This window comes from Nostoc sp. NMS4, from assembly GCF_017115095.1.
GTDB lineage: Bacteria > Cyanobacteriota > Cyanobacteriia > Cyanobacteriales > Nostocaceae > Nostoc.
This window is the reverse complement of record NZ_JABXKI010000435.1, coordinates 1-16713: the sequence shown is the minus strand read 5'-3', so window position 1 is coordinate 16713 and position 16713 is coordinate 1. Positions and strand designations below refer to the sequence as shown.

Below are 16713 nucleotides of genomic sequence, written 5' to 3'. Positions count from 1 at the left end.
TTTCCGGCTTCCCCCCTTTGCAAGGGGGGATTGAGGGGGGTAATTTGACTTGTGTGTACACCGTAGCCCTTTATTGGGGAGGGAACTAGATTCTCCGGTTTCCCCCCAATATATCGGGGGGATTAAGGGGGGTAATTATCACAACATAGAACTTTTCAAACAACTTCTTAGAGACAAGTAGACAAAAGGTAGCTTGCATGCTGACAAATTGCGCTTTTATTTCACTGTAGTTTAGGGCTACTGATTTTGGTATTTCCAACGAAAAATTATTAATTGTTTGACCAATAAAGTTGATAATCTTCAATATAAAATTTTCCGTTATTGGAAGACATTTTAAAAAAGAAGTAATAATCTTCTGGCTCCCAAATACCAAATTCTTGCTCTTGTTCCTGAATATTTACTGTCGAACCACTATTAGGGATAGTCATGCTAGCAGTTAGTGTTCCATTTTGCGATCTCATTAGAAGAATTTCTAGCAGACAGAAACCCTCTAGTTCCGCAGAATAACGAATTTTGAAACGGATTTTTCCACCATTCCGCAGGGTCTTTTGAATATAAAAATTTTCGGTTTGAATAGGATTACCAGAGAGATAAATACCTTGACCTTGTGTTAAAATATAAATCTGCTTTTGATTGAATTGGCTCATAATTTTCTGTTCAAAAATAATCTCTTGATTAATAAAAAAGTATTAATAAAAACTTTCTTACTACAATCTCATAAATCATATTTATGGGTCAAAGACGCGCTACGCTTGATACAAAGTAAAACACTGCGGTGGTAGGTTTCACAGTCTAAAGTAAGTGGCGCTATGCAGCTTCAATCTCCCGTTTTTAAAGGTGGGTTAAGGGGCTTCCAAATAAAAAAATATCCAATTAATTCTTGTGGGGTGGGCATCTTGCCCGCCCAGTTGATATGGTGGGCAAGATGCCCACCCCACAATATTGGATAATTTATTTCTTGGAGTTCCCTAATTCTTTCTTCTGAATGTCACGTTTGTATTTTCTCGCTATCGTCAAAAAAATGCAATGACAGTTAAGACAGTTAAGAAGCTAGAATGTTATTTCAATAAGCCAACGCTTGAGCAACACCAAAAATCCTGACATTGGAGGCGATATTTACTCATAATTCACATTTTGATTCAGCAACACCGATAATTTATATCAAAAGTTAACTCAGAAAATTTATGCAAAAAATTTATATTTATGTACAGCAGGGCAATATGGCAGGAGTCGCACGTAAACTCGCCAATGGTGTTGACATTGATTGCATAGAAAAGCATTCTCGACAAACACCATTAATGTGTGCAGTTAGTAGCTCTACAGTAGGTATGGATATGATTCGCTTCCTCTTAGAACATGGTGCGAATGTGAATGCTGTTGTAGAGGAAAACACCGTACTTGGGTTGGCTGTGCAGTCAGGAAATCTGGATAAAATTCAATTGATTCTGGATGCTGGAGCAGATATTAACTATCAAAGCCCAGACGGATATGATGTCTTAATTAATGCTATGCATGGTCGAAATATCTTGCAGGATGAAAACTTAATATCAACATTGAATTTACTCATCTCTAGAGGTGCGGCTGTTAATGGGATGAGTCGCTATGGTGAATCTGCAATCAAAATAGCTACTCATATTGGAAGATTTGATGCTGTCAAATTATTATTGAATGCGGGTGCAAACTCAGAGCAACTGGGATGGACAGAATTAATCCACGCTATAGTTTTTGGGAGCTTAGAGCAAGTAAAATTATTGCTAGAGCAAGGAGCAGATATAGATGTGCGTGATTGTTGGTATAGAACCCCTTGGTTATTGAGTATTCAAATGGGTGAAATACCTAAAGCCAAATTACTCCTAGCTGCGGGAGCAAATCAGAACGATGTGGGAATCTGCGGAAAAACTTCGTTAATGTATGCGACAGAAGACAATAGTCCGGAAGTTCTACAGTGGCTAATTGCCGAGGGATGCGATATTGAAGCCACTGATGATTTTGCTAACACTCCGTTAATAATTGCAGCAGAATATGGTGCTATTGATTGCGTCAGAATTTTATTAGAAGCTGGCGCAAACCCCAGCAAAATTAATAATTGCGATCGCAAAGCCATTAAAATAGCCACAAATAAGGAAATCGTCAAAATGTTAATTGCATCTGGTGAAGATGTGAGCGATATTAACGATGATATGCGGCGATCGCTCACCGGAATTGCCAACAGCAAATTCTCACTATTAGAATTATCACCAGAGCAATATTTTGCTGGCAAACATCCGCGCTTCGGCAAAACTAATCCAGAATTGATGCAAATACCTTTTTGGCAGGTGATGATTTATGAAGGTTGTTCTGCTTATGACGCACAAAATACTTTTAAAGATATAGAAAATTGCCAAGATAAAGTATGGTGCTACGATCGATTTGGCAGAAGCATTACACAATTACCAGATGGCAGAATTGTCGAAATTGCTGGCGAACATGAAGACTACTATGACTCTAATTTTTGTATATATAACGATGTTGTAGTTTATCAAGGTGATGGTAATTTTCAAATTTTTGGTTATCCCCAATATATTTTTCCACCAACTGATTTTCATTCAGCGACATTAGTTGGAGAATACATATATATTATTGGGACTCTAGGATACTCTGGTACAAGAATCTATAATGAAACCCCGGTTTATAGATTACATATCCACACATTTGAAATAGAAAAAGTAGAAACAAGTGGTGAGAAGCCAGGATGGATTAGTCATCATAAAGCTTACTACAAAGAGCCAAATAAAATTTATATTACTGGTGGTAAATTGTGTGTATTGGGCAATGACCAATCAGGAGATTATATCGATAACTCGGTTGATTACGTCTTAGATTTAATCAACTTAACTTGGAGTTGCGCTACTGTTTAAATATGCGTGAGTTTGAGAAACCTCTCCCCGACTTGAACAAAAATTGCAGGGGGAGCATCTCAGTTTTGTAAATACACCCTAACGCCCAGAACTAAAGTTCCGGGCTGATAACTAAAGTCCACTCAAGTGGACTGATACCATTTCTTTGTGAGGCTGCGCCAAACCCTTTTAATCTTTCTTTCTTTCTTCGTGTCCTTCTCTGACGAGACGCTGCGCGAATGCGTGCTTTGCGGTTCGTTTTTCTTTCTTCTACTTAAACATGGTTTAGCGCATCTTCATACAGAATTGGTATCAACTAAATTTCTTCTTTAGTCCTCTTTTAGAGGACTTTCGCCATGAGACTCGGAATTTATTCCGAGGCGGGGAGGTTTAATAACTAATTACTTGATTTGCGGATGAGCATCTTGTCCATCCCAATAGACTAAGCTAGTGTAACTATGCTTTTGGTTTGGTAAGCATTTTTGACACCGACCCAGTTACTAGCAATTGGCATTCGCCAACCTGTTCCGAAGGCGCGATCGGTGATTTTTAAACCTGGGGGTGCTTGTCGCCGTTTAAATTCAGCCCGCGCCACCATTTGAATTACTCTGTCTACAATTACTGCATCGTGACCGGCTGCAACAATTTGCGTTGCTGATTGGTGGTTGTGAACCAGGCGTTGTAAGATATCATCCAAAATTTCGTAAGGCGGTAGAGAATCTCGATCTACTTGACCTGGTTTGAGTTCGGCGCTGGGTGGTTTAGTCAAGACATTTTGCGGGATGATTTCATTATGGCGATTTAACCATTGGCAAAGTGAATACACACGGGTTTTAGGAACATCTGCAATTACTGCTAATCCGCCATTCATATCGCCGTAGAGGGTACAGTAACCAACTGCCATTTCTGACTTGTTACCGGTAGATAAAAGCAGATAGCCAAATTTATTAGCGATCGCCATTAATAAATTACCGCGAATCCGAGATTGGATGTTCTCTTCAGCCAGTCCAAACTCAGTACCCGCAAACAAATCACCTAATGTTCGATCGAAGCCTTGCATTAACTCGCCAATTGGTAAAAGATTAGTCTTAATCCCTAAATTTTCGGCTAATGCTTCAGCATCACTGATGGAATGCTCAGAACTGTAAGGGGAAGGCATGAGAACACCGAGGACATTTTCTTTACCAAGTGCAGCGCTTGCGATCGCAGCGACTATTGCAGAGTCAATCCCGCCACTTAAACCCAATACTACTTTAGAAAAGCGACACTTCCGAGCGTAATCTCGCACACCCAAAACCAAAGCTTGCCAAATTTCTTCATCTTCCGATTCATACATTGTTTCTACAGAACCCAACTGTAAATCTCGTTGTGTCTCGTCAAATTCAACAATTACTAAATCAGTGTCAAAACCACGAGCGCGACACATAATTTCACCTTGACGATTTAAGGCAAAACTCCGCCCATCAAAAATTAGATCGTCATTTCCCCCAACTTGATTAGCGTAAATAATCGGTTGTTGAAAACGTACTGCACTATGCCTAAGCATGATTTCGCGGAACTGCTGCTTACCAGCCGTATAGGGCGAAGCAGACAAATTTACAATTAAATCTACACCCAAAATTGCTAAGTCAGCAATCGGATTTGCTGCATAACTACGTTTCCCCCAAAATTCTTCATCGTTCCATAAATCTTCGCAAATGGTTACGCCAATATGGATGTTATCTAGGGTGAAATAATTAGCTTGTAAGCCTTCTTCAAAATAGCGACGTTCATCAAATACATCATAAGTAGGTAAAAGTCGCTTGTGAAAAACTTGGTTAACCTTGCCATTCTCTAACAAAGCTATACTGTTAAATAAAGTTTTACCGCCACTAATATGTGCTTTGACATTTGGTTCAACAGTTCCCACCAACACAGCTAAATTTGGTGGTAAATCCTGAGCCAAGTTTTGTAAAGTGATGCCCATCGCTTCCACAAAACTAGGATTTAGTAATAAATCTCTTGGTGGATAGCCACATAAAGAAAGTTCTGGTGTCAACAACAAACGCGCACCGCTAGATGCTGCTCGTTGTGCCGCTTCCAGGATTTTTTGGGCATTTAAAACCAAATCACCGATAGTAGGATTAATTTGAGCGATCGCAATTTTCATTTTGTTAGCAAAGTGTCAAGGGTTAATGGTGATAGTTTGATTTATTTTTGCCCACTTACAGAAGCATCCTAAATTCTGAAGATGGGAATAAGAAAATGAGGAAACGAACCGCATTCGCGCAGCGTCTCGTTAGAGAAGAACGCAAAGAGCGCAAAGGGAAGAGAAGGAAGAGAAGGAAGAAATGCTTAACTGGGCTGGAGCATTTACTTGTTTAAATAAACACTAAAGGTTTATCTTTTAAGGGGGCAAAAGCTTCAGCATCAAACTTATACAAACTAGCTGGACGGCCAGCGCCCCGTGATACCTTAATTCCGGTATCGCATAAAAAACCTAATTTGAGTAGACGCGCTCTAAAATTAGAATAATCGGAAAAATTATCACCTAAAACTGTGGCGTATAACTGATATAAATCATTCAATGTGAACATTTCTGGCAAGACTTCAAAAGCGATCGGGCTATACTCTAATTTATTTCGTAATCGCCTGTGTCCATAAGCGAGAATTTCATTATGGTCAAAAGCTAATTGTGGCACTTGTTTTACCGGATACCAAGCGATGCCAGTCATGCGATCGGCAATTAATTCAGCTTCCTCAAATCGCACTAGGGCAAAGTAACTAACTGATAAATAACGCACACCATAACTATCAGTTGCTTCCCGTGGATCGCGATTCGGCCCGCCAAATGTATACAGTTGTTCTAAATAGAGATTGTTGACCTTAATTTTCTCTGCCATAATGCGATAGGCGGCATCTTCTAAAGACTCTCCTGGACGTACCAAAGTACCGGGAAGACTCCAATGATTTAAAAATGGTTCTTGCTGTCGCATTACTAATAGAACTAACAGCCGATTTTGTACAGTATCTACAGAAAAAATTACATTATCAACACCAACCTTGAAATCGGCCAAAGGTTGTTGGTTTAACGGAGTTGGTATCTTTTTTGGTGAACGTCCTGGCATTCGTACAAATGCTCTCGATTAATATAGGCAACTACAGGGGCTGTGAGGGCTTGGGGATCTCCATGTTCGCGGTACGCTGTTGAGGAAACATCTAGACCGGTTAGACTAGCGATCGCAATCTTCCCTCCCAGCTTTTGCACTACCTCTGAACTAGATTCATCTATTGCATATCCCGGTCGCGGTACGATCAGTAGTTGCACTTGCTGTAACAAATCTTCAATCCGATACCAGCGTGGTAGCTGACTGAGTAAATCTGAACCAACAATCATCGTCAATTCAGCATCTTCACCCCAAATAACCTGCGCTTTTTCCACCGTTTCCAGTGTTCTGAAGCTACTCAATTCTTGTTCTAAAGCAATATTGTGCCGTGGCGTGTCGATATCCGCAATCAACAGTCGCAACATTGCCGCCCGATGCTCCAAGGGTGTTTGATGAGACTTAAATGGATTATCCGCCGCCCAAACCGCCACCCAATCATAACCCTCAGACAACCAACTCAGAATTTTTTGATGTCCAGCAGTTGGGGGATCGGCACTAGTTCCAAACAAAGCAACTCTCATAATAATTCGTAATGACGCTCAAGGACTCGCTAACGCTGCGCTAACGTAATTCGTAATTCGTAATTAAGACATACCGAAAGAGTAATTTTACCTCTGTGTTCTCTGTGCCTCTGCGGTTCGTTTCTTAGTCTCCTCAGTCAACACCCGTAACCCTTCAGAAATCTCCACTTCTAAAGCTACAGGACGATCCAAACGGCGTGTTTCTTGTGGCAAACTAGCAATCGAGGCGGCGGTACGCTGACGAATTGTTGTCAACGATTCCAACGGCTGCACCCGTTCACCTTCTTGCACTACCAACTGCAACAAAGGTTCTTCGTCCACAGAACTTTCACCTAAAAGTCCCAACCTGTCTGTTTTTACCTTACCTCCCGTAAACGAGCGGAAAATCTGCTTGCGCCCTGGATAAGTAACTTTACCACTAGACTGCTTCATCACTGGGATGCCATCAATGTCCACAAGTTTATAAACTCCATTGACAGGCGAACCTGTAACTAGTCGCGTTCCCAGTCCGTAACCATCAATTTCGGCCCCAGCAGCTTTTAATCTGGCAATTTCCCACTCATCCAAGTCGCCACTAGCAAAAATTGGCACACCGGGAAGGAGCGATCGCACCTGTTTTGATAAGGTAACTAAATCTCCTGAGTCCAATCGCACTCCGGTTAATTGCATTTCCCCGGAATTTACTTTTTCAGCCAAGCGCCCGGCAGCAGCAATGGTATCGTAAGTATCAATCAGCAATGGCGCACCCGGAAAATATCGATGAAATGCACTAAAAGCTTGTTCTTCAGTGCCTTCTATTGCTGACAACGCCATCACCAGGGCGTGTGCCATCGTACCACTTGGCTTTTGTCCTAGTTGTAGCGCTGCTAACACATTGGAAGTGGAATCTAAACCACCTGCCAACGCCGCCCGCGCTGCCCACAAAGACCCTTGGGGACTAAATGCTCGTCTTGTGCCAAATTCTAAAAGTGTGGCTGATTCCCCCGCTACATCCCGCAATCGGGCTGCTTTTGTAGCAATCAAAGTTTGGTAATTAATTGTATTTAAAAGGTAAGTTTCTACAAGTTGCGCTTGCCAAAGTGGTGCTTCTACCCGCAACAGTGGTTGATTGGCAAATACGGCTGTCCCTTCTGGCACTGCCCAAACATCACCTGTAAACTTTCCCTCAGCTAAAAGTGACCAAAAGCGATCGCTCGCATGAGCAAAAATTCCCGTTGCTTGTAATGCCGCAATTTGCACCGAACTAAAGCGGATTTTGGCTAAATATTCCAATGCTTGCGTTAGCCCCATTGCAATTAAATAACCAAAACCCTCTGGCAATCGTCTAACAGACAATTCAAAGCTTGCCCGTCGTTGTTCTATACCCTCGCCTGTGTAACAAGCTGCCATCGTCAACTGATAAAGGTCGGTCAGCAAGCTGTAATCATCGGCAGAAAGGTTCAGTTCCGGGCTTTGCTGTTTATGTACATAGTCCAAATCTGGCAAAGTTGTCATGCAAGAGCTTCCTTACAAGATGCTTCTTTTATTTATGGTAATATTTACCATAAATAATGTCAACTCCCGACAAGTATATTTTCTGAAATTGCCGGATAACGGTAGATTTATCGGTAAATTAATCCTAACTTTATCAAATACTTAATATATTTTAATAGTAATAGCTAGCAATAATGTTAATCGGATCAGGTGGCAAAGGAAAGAAAACAATATCCAGTCAGAGGAAGTTGTTTGCTAGCTTCTTTCCTAGACTGGGGTTGAATAAATAACTATGTTACAATTAAGATCGAAGAGAGAATTTTGACTTTTTAACAAGCTAAAGTATTGCAAAGTTATCTGAATAAACATTACATATATCCTCAATCTATTGAGAATTAGAGCCAGCCTTGAATATTAGTATTAGAGTATAGCTATCACCATTAAAACGACTCAAAAATAAGGAGTCAAATATTATGGCTATTTCCAATATCATTGCGAAGATAACCGAGTATATTTCTGAAGCTGCAATGCGGATTTTTGGCCCTACGGATGATGCTTATCCTGCGACTGGGGTACAACCTTTTACAGGTGAGCCTTACGATAAGCGTAAAGATGATAATAATTAGGTACTGATACAGCATTTGAAAAATAGTTATGAACAAAAAGATCCCCGACTTTTGAATAAGTCGGGGATCTAATTCTCTCCGTAGAGAGCCAATCAAATAGGATTAATATAGTTGCGCTACGCTGGATATAAACTACTGGTCAACAGATCGTCCAGCCCTAAATATTTGTTTGCGCTTTTAGTTGTAAGTTGGGAAAGATTGAGTAAATTAAGTTGATCGTTGTTTTAAAACAATTGTTTTTGATACTCATCCTCATTTTAAGAACTATTGTGATTATTCCTCACGCCTTTTTATTTAAATTTTTCTTTCGGCATGACGCGTCAGAGTAAGCGCATCTTGTCAATAACAACACCTCAATCTCAAGAAAGTCCGAAATAATTGCATTAAGTCTACTTGCTGAGAATATTTTAGGCATAAGCATAGCCCGTCGTAGATATCACTTTGACCCTTAGAAAATAAATCAAGCAATAAATCTGATTCCTTCCTTCCTTTACACCTTAACCAGGGTTTTTATCAAGAGTAATTTAGATGCGCTTACTCTGCCCCTACATCACTGAATAGTGCCACCGACAGCTTGCTTAAACAACGGGACAAGGTGGAATGATCTGGCACTTTTAACTCAATGATAAATATAACTTAAAATAACGAGTTTAAGGTAACACTCATGAATATGCCTACACACTACGTAAGTCATCTTAATGAATACCTCTGCAAACTATCCAAGTTTTCTCGGCTTCGACTATGTTGAACTGTGGGTTGGCAATGCGAAGCAAGCTGCAAGCTTCTACAAGACTCGGCTTGGCTTTTCGGTATTCGCCTACCAAGGCCTGGAAACGGGCAGCCGGACGTGGACTTCCTATGCGCTTCGGCAAGGAGATGTGACACTAGTTCTTTCGTCGGCGCTGCCACCAGGTAACAAAGCATTCAACGAACATCTCGCTCGCCACGGCGATGCCGTTAAAGACATCGCCTTCCGTGTCACCTCATGCGAATTGACCTATGAACAAGCGATCGCAGCAGGGGCAGTGTCGATTCAATCACCGCAGGAGTACACGGACGATCATGGGCGGATCGTCCTCGCTACTATCAAGACGGTAGGAGATACCACCCATACCTTTGTGGAGAGAAGTGGTAACAGTACGACTTTCCTGCCGGGTTTTGTAGCTATTAATGATCCTGATCCGCTCGAACACGTACTGGCAAGTGTCGGTGGGCGCTCACTTGATCACATTGGACTGAATATCTCTGAAGGAGAGATGGAACCGCTTGTCGAGTGGTATGAGCGCGTACTTGGTTTCCATCGTTTTTTCTCTATTGACGACTCCATCGTTCATACAGAATTCTCAGGGCTGAAGTCGATTGTAATGGCCGACTTCAGCGAACGGATTAAGATTCCGTTGATTGAGCCAGCTTCCGGCATTCGCAAAGGTCAAGTTGAAGAGTTCCTCGAATATCACGGAGGAGCAGGAGCGCAGCACTTTGCTATACGCACAGACGACATCCTGGCTTCCTCGCAAGCTCTGCGTGAGCGTGGTGTTGAGACTCTCAAAGTGCCGTCAGCATACTACCCACGGCTGTGCGAGTTTCTCCAGGTAGCTAATATCGAACTCCCGGAAGATATTCAGGTGTTTGCCCAGTACGATATAATGGTTGATTTTGACGAAAACGGCTATCTACTCCAAACGTTCACCAAGCCGATGAGCGATCGTCCAACGGCCTTCTTCGAGTTCCTGCAAAGACGGACGTTCAATGGTTTTGGAGCAAACAACTTCCGGGCAATCTTTGAGGCAATTGAGCAGGAACAGGAGCGGCGTGGCAATCTGCAATGAAACATAAGCTTTTATGAATGTATCAGTTGCCCATCCAATAGAACTGTCTAGGACTTACGCATTGACAGAAAAGAGCAAATATGGGTGATTTGAAAAACCGCATTTGTCGTAGGGGCAATTCATGAATTGCCTCTACCGGGCGTGCTAATCTACAGCAGAACTCAGATGTAAAACGCCCTGTATTCCTATCTTTGAAGGCTAGGTTGTGTACTTCACTTTTTTTAAATCTGGTAAGAATTCAGCACCCAGGAGTCAGAAGTCAGAATTTAAAAGGAATCCAGTATAATTGCTAGATGAATATATCAAATATTCTCCTGATTCTTTAACTATTCTGACTCCTGAATTCTTACTAAATCTGCTGTGTATGAATGATGTTAATTGCTAGAATTTTGGCAATTACAAGCGCGATTAAACTTCAAAATACTGGCAATATATAAAGTTAAACCGCCAAACAAAAATAATCTTCCGCAAATTCCACGCTCAGGAGCAGACATCAAGAGATTTGCTTTCGCGTTAGATCAAGACCTTGACCAATATCGATTTCAATTGAATGTAGGTCTGGCTTAGTGCGGACATATTGTTGGTAATCCTTCATTATTGGACGAAAATCAGGAGGAAAAGTAATGTTATCGGCTACGACAATTGCTCCGGGAGCAAGCTTTTTATAAAAACGGTCAAAGCAGGGAATGTACAGGTCTTTCCAAAGATCAAGCAAAACAAAATCCCATGTTCCTGGTAAAATCTCTAGTAACTTGAGGGCATCACCAAGTTGGAAGTCTACAAAATCCTCTAAACCAGCCCTGCGAATATTTTCCACCGCTTGGGTCTGCTTGGCAGCAACACATTCGAGAGTAGTTACACGACCACCATTTACCCGCGCTGCTTCGGCTAACCAGATTGTTGAATAGCCAACGCTAGTACCAATTTCAAGAATGCGTTTGCCACCTTGCGTTTTGAGAAGCATATTCAAGAATTCTCCAGTTTTTAAACCAACTGCCAGCATCATTTCATCTAGACGCTTTCCGCGTTCTTCGGGACTGAGTGCTTTAAGTTGATTGTGTTCTACCTCTAGGAGAACATCAAATTCAGACAACACATTAAGTATTCGTAATTCTTTCATAAGTAACAATATCTTTACCAAAAAAATGGCATTAAGAAAGAGCGGTGATGCAGTAAATTCGTTTTATTGCAAAACCACAACTTAATTTTAAAACATTAGAGCTTTATTTAGGCGTAATATTTTGGTAGTGGTATAGATGTAGTGAGCTTAAGGTCGCTTAATTTTTTATTCTAAGCGAACCGTGATCTTTAACAAATTAGGTTTATCCGATTTGTGACATACTATAAAGAGAATTTCAGTTGAATAAATAGAGGCTGAAAAATCACATTATTCCTATGTATAGCCTTTAGCATATAGCCCTCCTAATTTTATTCTTGGAGGGCATTTTATGGTCTCAAAGCGATCGATCGCCCATCAGACTAACTAGCAACTTGGGTTAATTACCACTTCATCAAGGGAAGATGTGTCTTTTTCTCATTTATGCAACAAAACCCCCACCAGCTGCTAGGAGTTCTAGAATAGCTCCATTTGTCCAGCCAAAACCAACTTCGTTAGAACTATATCCAAAGGAGATTTCGTCGGAAACATTGGCTGAACAGCGTTCAACATCATATTTCTCAACTAGGGTTTTGCAACGCTCGAATTCTTTAACTACCATCGCTAGGAATTTGTTGGCAATGCGATCGCCTTCTGTATGATACCCATAGCGGTGAAGTCCCTGGACGGCAACTAATGTTAATGGGGCCCAGCCAAAGGGTGCATCCCACTGGTTGCCGGTAACATGAGTACTGGTAAAAATTCCGCCTGGGGCTTCAAACAAAGAGAGATTTTCTACGACACGTTGGGCTTGAGTTGGAGAAGCAATTCCCAGCCAGAGAGGATAGAAGGTGGTAGCAAATTCGTAGCGGCGGCGATTTCCACTCTGGAAATGGTAGTCGAAATATAATCCTTTTTCTTCATCCCAGAGAAATTCATCAATGCGATCGCGGCGAATATCTGCACGATCGCTCCATTGTTGTCTTAGTTCTTCGTTCCCCAATATATGGTTAATTTTCGCTAAATCTTGTTCTACTTGATACAGGAAACTGTTGAGGCACACAGGAGCGTAATGGAGGATATCAGCACTGAAAGGGCCAAATCGGTTGGTGATATCAAAACCGGACTCGCGCATGGTGCGATCGCCCTTATAAAATAGGTTGGTCAGCTCGTCATTTTCACGATCGTAGTAAAGATTAACGTCGTAATCTTCAACCTCAAAGGTTTGGTAATATTCTTTGACGCGATCATAGTGGCTTTTTCCCTCTTCATCTCGCTCGGAAAACAAAACTTCTGGCGCGGGACCTTCCCCAAAGGCATAAAATCTAGATAAGCCGGTTGCAGCATTGAGGTGGGGCGGTACTACCCAGTAATAATAAAATTGCTCTAATAAAGGTACGGTTGCTTTTAACCACTCTTCATCTTGGGTGTGCTGGAATAATGCCAAAACCATCATACTGAGGACTGGGGGCTGCGATCGCGACAGCATATAAGTCCGGTTGGCGTTGAGGATGGTTCCGTAATGTTGCACTTGATACAGCAATTGCTCGACTTGGCTTTGTGCTAGCTCTAATTCTCCATCGTGCAAAAGTCCTAGTAATATAAAGTAGCTGTCCCAGCCATACATCTCGTTGAAGCGCCCACCGGGTACGACGTAAGGCCCTGGTAGGTATAGTAAGCCATGCTCTTTAATTGCTTCGACTTCTGATGGTAATGTGCGAATTTCTAGCTGCTGCATATCTTTTGAAGATAGCGATCGCTCTAACACAGCCTGAATGTTGGGGCAGTCTTCTGAGGGTGAAATGTAGATAATCCAAGGAGTGCCGGTTTTATGGTCTAGTTTGGTATCCTTGGCGGATTGTAATAGGTGTTCGTGCGATCGCGTTAGGGTTTTCCACGTTTTTTTGATGTGGAGGCGCACAACTTCTATCTGCTCGGTGGTAAGTGTTGGGGTCATAATTTCAGAATTGTTTTTTAACGCAAAGGTACGCAAAGGGAAGCGCAGAGGAACGCGGAGGTTTCTCTGCGTGGGATGGGGTTATTTAGGGAGGAGGAGGGGAGGAGAGGAGGAGGGGAGGAGGAGGGTTTTTACTCGGCAGTGCTGATTAAGAGGGCTACTGGGAAGTGGGTTAGGGCTGTTGCGATCGATAGGGTTTCTGTGGTGTGTAAGGGTTGCTGAGTTAGGACGTTTTTCCAGGTGGAGGGTGTTTTCGGGGGTAATTTTAGGTGGGTATCTTGCCAAACTGACTCGCCCAAGGGGTTGTCTGTTGGCTGGATGAGGCTGGTTAAAAAGCGGGGTGCGATCGCAATCGCTGTTTGATTCCCCTCGCGCCGTGCAAAGGCGATAATGTGGTTGGCGTGGGTTCCTTGAACTTCTAAGGGTAGATAGTCGCCGTCCTGGAATAATGAGACGTAGTTGGTTCTGGCTTGGAGTAATTGAGCGGTTAAAAACAGTTTGATTCTACCGTCTGTTTTGTGGTTTAGTAATTCCTGAATTAGTTGGAGAATGTCTGTTTTTACCTGTTCGCGGATGGCGCTTAAGTAAGTACGTCTCTGTTCAAAGTCTACGGGACGGCGATTATCTGGATCGACTAAACTCAGTTCCCAAAGTTCCGTTCCCTGGTATAAGTCGGGTACGCCGGGTGCGGTGATTTTCAGTAGAGTTTGAGAAAGGGAATTAAATATCCCATAGTCGGCAATTCGCTGTTGAAATGGACGAAAGGCTTCTAGAAATTCCCCGGAGATGGCAGGATCTAGTACTTTCTCAATAAAGGAGGTACAGGCTTCTTCATACTCGCTATCAGGTCGCAACCAGGCTGTATGCACCTTCGCTTCTCTAATTGCTTTTATTATATAGTCCTTCACCCGCTCTACGAAGGATGCATGCTCCTGTTCGGCAAAGGGAAACGCCCCTACTAGGGTTTGATAGAGAAAATACTCATCGTTGCGATCGGGTATGGCGAAGCCGTGGCGATGGCTACGATGTCCCCGATTAATGGCACTCCAAGTATTTACCTGCTGTTCCCACTCGTCGGGAATTTCTGAGAGGACATTCAATCTGGCGCGCACATCTTCGCCGCGTTTGGTGTCGTGGGTGGCGGTGGTGTTCATTGTGTGAGGCCAGGTTGCTTGATGTTGTTGGTTAAAGGCATGAAATTTGGTTACATCAATCCCAAAATGACCGGGATTACCGCCGACTTCATTTAACGACAACAAGCGATTGTATACATATAATGTGGTGTCTTCTACACCTTTGGCCATTAGCGGGCCGCTGTATTGCTGCATTCGCAAGACAAAATATATCCACTGTTCGCGTTCTGTTTGAGTTAGAGAGTTATCAAACTCTAGCAGCATTAACTTTTCTATAAAGGTTAGTTCGTGCTGCAACAGGGGCGTTTGTTCTTTGGCTTGGTAAATTACTTTCTCAATGGTCGCGCGATCGCTATCTCCAATTCCATCGGGTGTAATGTAGGTACGGTAAATTGGGAATAGGGTCAAAACTTCTGCGATCGCTCTTTTTAATCCATTCAGGGTGAAATCATTGCCATAGCGATATTTGCTAGAAATATTCTTTAATAACAAAGCCAAACTGTCAATATCACCTGCTAAATTCTTTTCTAAGATCAGGTGTTTTTTATCCCTCACTACTGAGGCATAATCTACTCGTGAACCGATAAAGTTCTGGTAAATTTTATCGAACTGCGATTGATTTTCGGTTTGACAAAATACGCCGTTTACATAGTTGAGAAAGTCGTATCCAGATGTCCCTTCAATTTTCCAATTTTCCGGCAATTCTTCGGTAAGTTCTAAAATCTTCTCAACGGTAATATAAACATCACCCATTTTTTCCCGCAGCCTTTCGAGATACTGGATTGGGTTATACAGTCCATCAATATGGTCGATGCGTAAACCTGTAAATTTGCCTTCTTCAACCAGCTTTTGAATTAAGCTATGGGTATTGTTAAAAACCCGCACTTCTTCAACTTTTACAGAAATCAGTTCGTTGACAGTAAAGAAACGGCGGTAGTTCATTTCCTCTGCGCCAACTTTCCAGAAAGCGAGACGGTAAAACTGGTCATTGAGTAATTCATCTAGGAGGTTAAAGCTTTCAGAATTACCGGGTTCTCCGTTGAAAGTTTGGATATTTTCGTCAATAAACTCGCGGATAGCATCATTTGTGGTGTAAAGTTCCCAAACTAATCCTTTAATAAATGCAATTTGGTCTTGTCGCTGTTTACCCGCCACCTCTGAAGGCACATTTTTGAGAATGTAAAGAATCCCCAAAAGTTTAATAAAATCCGGGTGATTGCGTCCGAGTGTCCGGGTGAGTTTCCCTAAATTATGGGTGATAAATTTTGTGTAAGATTCTAAGCGGAGTGGCAATTTTAAGCTGTAATAGTTGACAGTTAAACCATTCTGTTCGTATTGCAGTTGAATGTGTCCGTTTTCTAAGGAAGCACCATAGAAATCTCCCAGTAGTGGCGCGAGAATTCGCTCTTGGCGATCGCCAAAGGGTGCATTCCAAGAAAGATCGAAGTAGTCGGTATAACTGGAATCTGGCCCGTGTTCCAATACGTCCATTAAGTAATCGTTTTCGCTGCTATAAGCCATGTGGTTGGGGACAATATCTTGTAACCAGCCCATACCAAGGGATTGAACTTCAGCAACTAATGCATCAAAGGATTCGTTAGTTCCCAATTCTGGGTTTAATTGAGTGGCATCTACTATATCGTAGCCGTGTGTACTCCCCGATCGGGCTTTGAAAATGGGGGAGGCATATAAATCAGAGATACCCAAATCTGCTAAATAACCTGCGATCGCTTTAGCGTTGTCAAAGCCAAACTGAGGTGTAAACTGAATTCGATAAGTGGCGGTGGGAATTCGCATATTTTTTTGAGTGGGGAGTGGGAAGAGACGCGATTAATCGCGTCTGTACAAGGTGGGGAGTAAGGGGGATGAGGGAGATGAGGTTTTAAGTTTGAACGTTGAGGCTTTGAGAGGATGTTTGAAAAGTCCTCTTCACGGTAGCAAAAAGGTGTTAGGGACTTGCAATTAAATAATGTACCGATATAGCAATCAGGTTTTACTGTTTTATGATGGATTCAGGGTTTTCAACTGGTACTTTATTTTGGCGCGAGTCCCTTAC

11 protein-coding genes are annotated in these 16713 nt (G+C 42.2%); 3 read left to right on the top strand and 8 right to left on the bottom strand.

The genetic code is table 11. The features are described from left to right. Window positions 1-269: 269 nt before the first annotated feature. Window positions 270-647, bottom strand: coding sequence for a hypothetical protein (locus tag HWQ37_RS34295; RefSeq protein WP_292755811.1), 378 nt, complete (start codon window positions 645-647; stop codon window positions 270-272). Window positions 648-1184: 537 nt separating this feature from the next. Here HWQ37_RS34295 and HWQ37_RS34290 point away from each other — a divergent pair. After that, window positions 1185-2897 carry an ankyrin repeat domain-containing protein gene (locus tag HWQ37_RS34290; protein ID WP_292755809.1) on the top strand — a complete coding sequence of 571 codons (1713 nt, stop codon included), beginning with the start codon at window positions 1185-1187 and terminating at the stop codon, window positions 2895-2897. 421 nt (window positions 2898-3318) lie between these two features. Here the strand turns inward: HWQ37_RS34290 and HWQ37_RS34285 are convergent, their stop codons facing one another. From HWQ37_RS34285 to HWQ37_RS34270, 4 genes are all read right to left on the bottom strand, one after another. Next, a complete protein-coding gene (locus HWQ37_RS34285; RefSeq protein WP_292755807.1) occupies window positions 3319-5025 on the bottom strand; it encodes an NAD+ synthase in 1707 nt (568 codons plus the stop codon). A gap of 211 nt (window positions 5026-5236) precedes the next feature. Continuing rightward, on the bottom strand, window positions 5237-5983 hold the full coding sequence (locus HWQ37_RS34280) for an NUDIX hydrolase (protein WP_292755805.1): 747 nt from the start codon (window positions 5981-5983) through the stop codon (window positions 5237-5239). After that, the gene (locus tag HWQ37_RS34275) at window positions 5944-6543 is read right to left on the bottom strand and encodes a nicotinate-nucleotide adenylyltransferase (protein ID WP_292755803.1); all 600 of its coding nucleotides are present in this window, start codon (window positions 6541-6543) and stop codon (window positions 5944-5946) included. The genes HWQ37_RS34280 and HWQ37_RS34275 overlap by 40 nt, the downstream gene beginning before the upstream one ends. 87 nt (window positions 6544-6630) lie before the next feature. Beyond that, a complete protein-coding gene (locus tag HWQ37_RS34270; protein WP_292755801.1) occupies window positions 6631-8037 on the bottom strand; it encodes a nicotinate phosphoribosyltransferase in 1407 nt (468 codons plus the stop codon). Window positions 8038-8489: 452 nt separating this feature from the next. Here HWQ37_RS34270 and HWQ37_RS34265 point away from each other — a divergent pair, with 452 nt between their 5' ends. Together HWQ37_RS34265 and hppD are read left to right on the top strand one after the other, a co-directional pair. Next, entirely contained in the window at window positions 8490-8642 is a 153-nt protein-coding gene (locus HWQ37_RS34265) for a hypothetical protein (RefSeq protein ID WP_292755799.1), read from the top strand. A gap of 698 nt (window positions 8643-9340) precedes the next feature. Beyond that, window positions 9341-10471, top strand: a complete 1131-nt coding sequence (hppD, locus tag HWQ37_RS34260) for a 4-hydroxyphenylpyruvate dioxygenase (protein ID WP_292755797.1) — start codon at window positions 9341-9343, stop codon at window positions 10469-10471. A 493-nt stretch (window positions 10472-10964) separates the two neighbouring features. Here the strand turns inward: hppD and HWQ37_RS34255 are convergent, their stop codons facing one another. The 3 genes from HWQ37_RS34255 to treY all read right to left on the bottom strand — a co-directional run bounded on the left by HWQ37_RS34255 (window position 10965) and on the right by treY (window position 16454). After that, complete coding sequence (locus tag HWQ37_RS34255) at window positions 10965-11591, bottom strand: O-methyltransferase (RefSeq protein WP_292755795.1); 627 nt, start codon at window positions 11589-11591, stop codon at window positions 10965-10967. A gap of 418 nt (window positions 11592-12009) precedes the next feature. Beyond that, on the bottom strand, window positions 12010-13524 hold the full coding sequence (locus tag HWQ37_RS34250) for a trehalase family glycosidase (RefSeq protein ID WP_292755793.1): 1515 nt from the start codon (window positions 13522-13524) through the stop codon (window positions 12010-12012). Between the two features lie 131 nt (window positions 13525-13655). Continuing rightward, the gene (gene treY, locus HWQ37_RS34245; protein WP_292755791.1) at window positions 13656-16454 is read right to left on the bottom strand and encodes a malto-oligosyltrehalose synthase; all 2799 of its coding nucleotides are present in this window, start codon (window positions 16452-16454) and stop codon (window positions 13656-13658) included. Window positions 16455-16713: the final 259 nt, after the last annotated feature.

Excerpts from the sequence above, each read along its gene's own strand:
- HWQ37_RS34265 (WP_292755799.1), top strand. The coding sequence starts at position 8,490 with ATGGCTATTTCCAATATCATTGCGAAGATAACCGAGTATATTTCTGAA.
- HWQ37_RS34270 (WP_292755801.1), bottom strand. The coding sequence starts at position 8,037 with ATGACAACTTTGCCAGATTTGGACTATGTACATAAACAGCAAAGCCCG.
- HWQ37_RS34250 (WP_292755793.1), bottom strand. The coding sequence starts at position 13,524 with ATGACCCCAACACTTACCACCGAGCAGATAGAAGTTGTGCGCCTCCAC.
- hppD (WP_292755797.1), top strand. The coding sequence starts at position 9,341 with ATGAATACCTCTGCAAACTATCCAAGTTTTCTCGGCTTCGACTATGTT.
- HWQ37_RS34295 (WP_292755811.1), bottom strand. The coding sequence starts at position 647 with ATGAGCCAATTCAATCAAAAGCAGATTTATATTTTAACACAAGGTCAA.
- HWQ37_RS34275 (WP_292755803.1), bottom strand. The coding sequence starts at position 6,543 with ATGAGAGTTGCTTTGTTTGGAACTAGTGCCGATCCCCCAACTGCTGGA.
- HWQ37_RS34255 (WP_292755795.1), bottom strand. The coding sequence starts at position 11,591 with ATGAAAGAATTACGAATACTTAATGTGTTGTCTGAATTTGATGTTCTC.
- HWQ37_RS34280 (WP_292755805.1), bottom strand. The coding sequence starts at position 5,983 with ATGCCAGGACGTTCACCAAAAAAGATACCAACTCCGTTAAACCAACAA.
- treY (WP_292755791.1), bottom strand. The coding sequence starts at position 16,454 with ATGCGAATTCCCACCGCCACTTATCGAATTCAGTTTACACCTCAGTTT.
- HWQ37_RS34290 (WP_292755809.1), top strand. The coding sequence starts at position 1,185 with ATGCAAAAAATTTATATTTATGTACAGCAGGGCAATATGGCAGGAGTC.
- HWQ37_RS34285 (WP_292755807.1), bottom strand. The coding sequence starts at position 5,025 with ATGAAAATTGCGATCGCTCAAATTAATCCTACTATCGGTGATTTGGTT.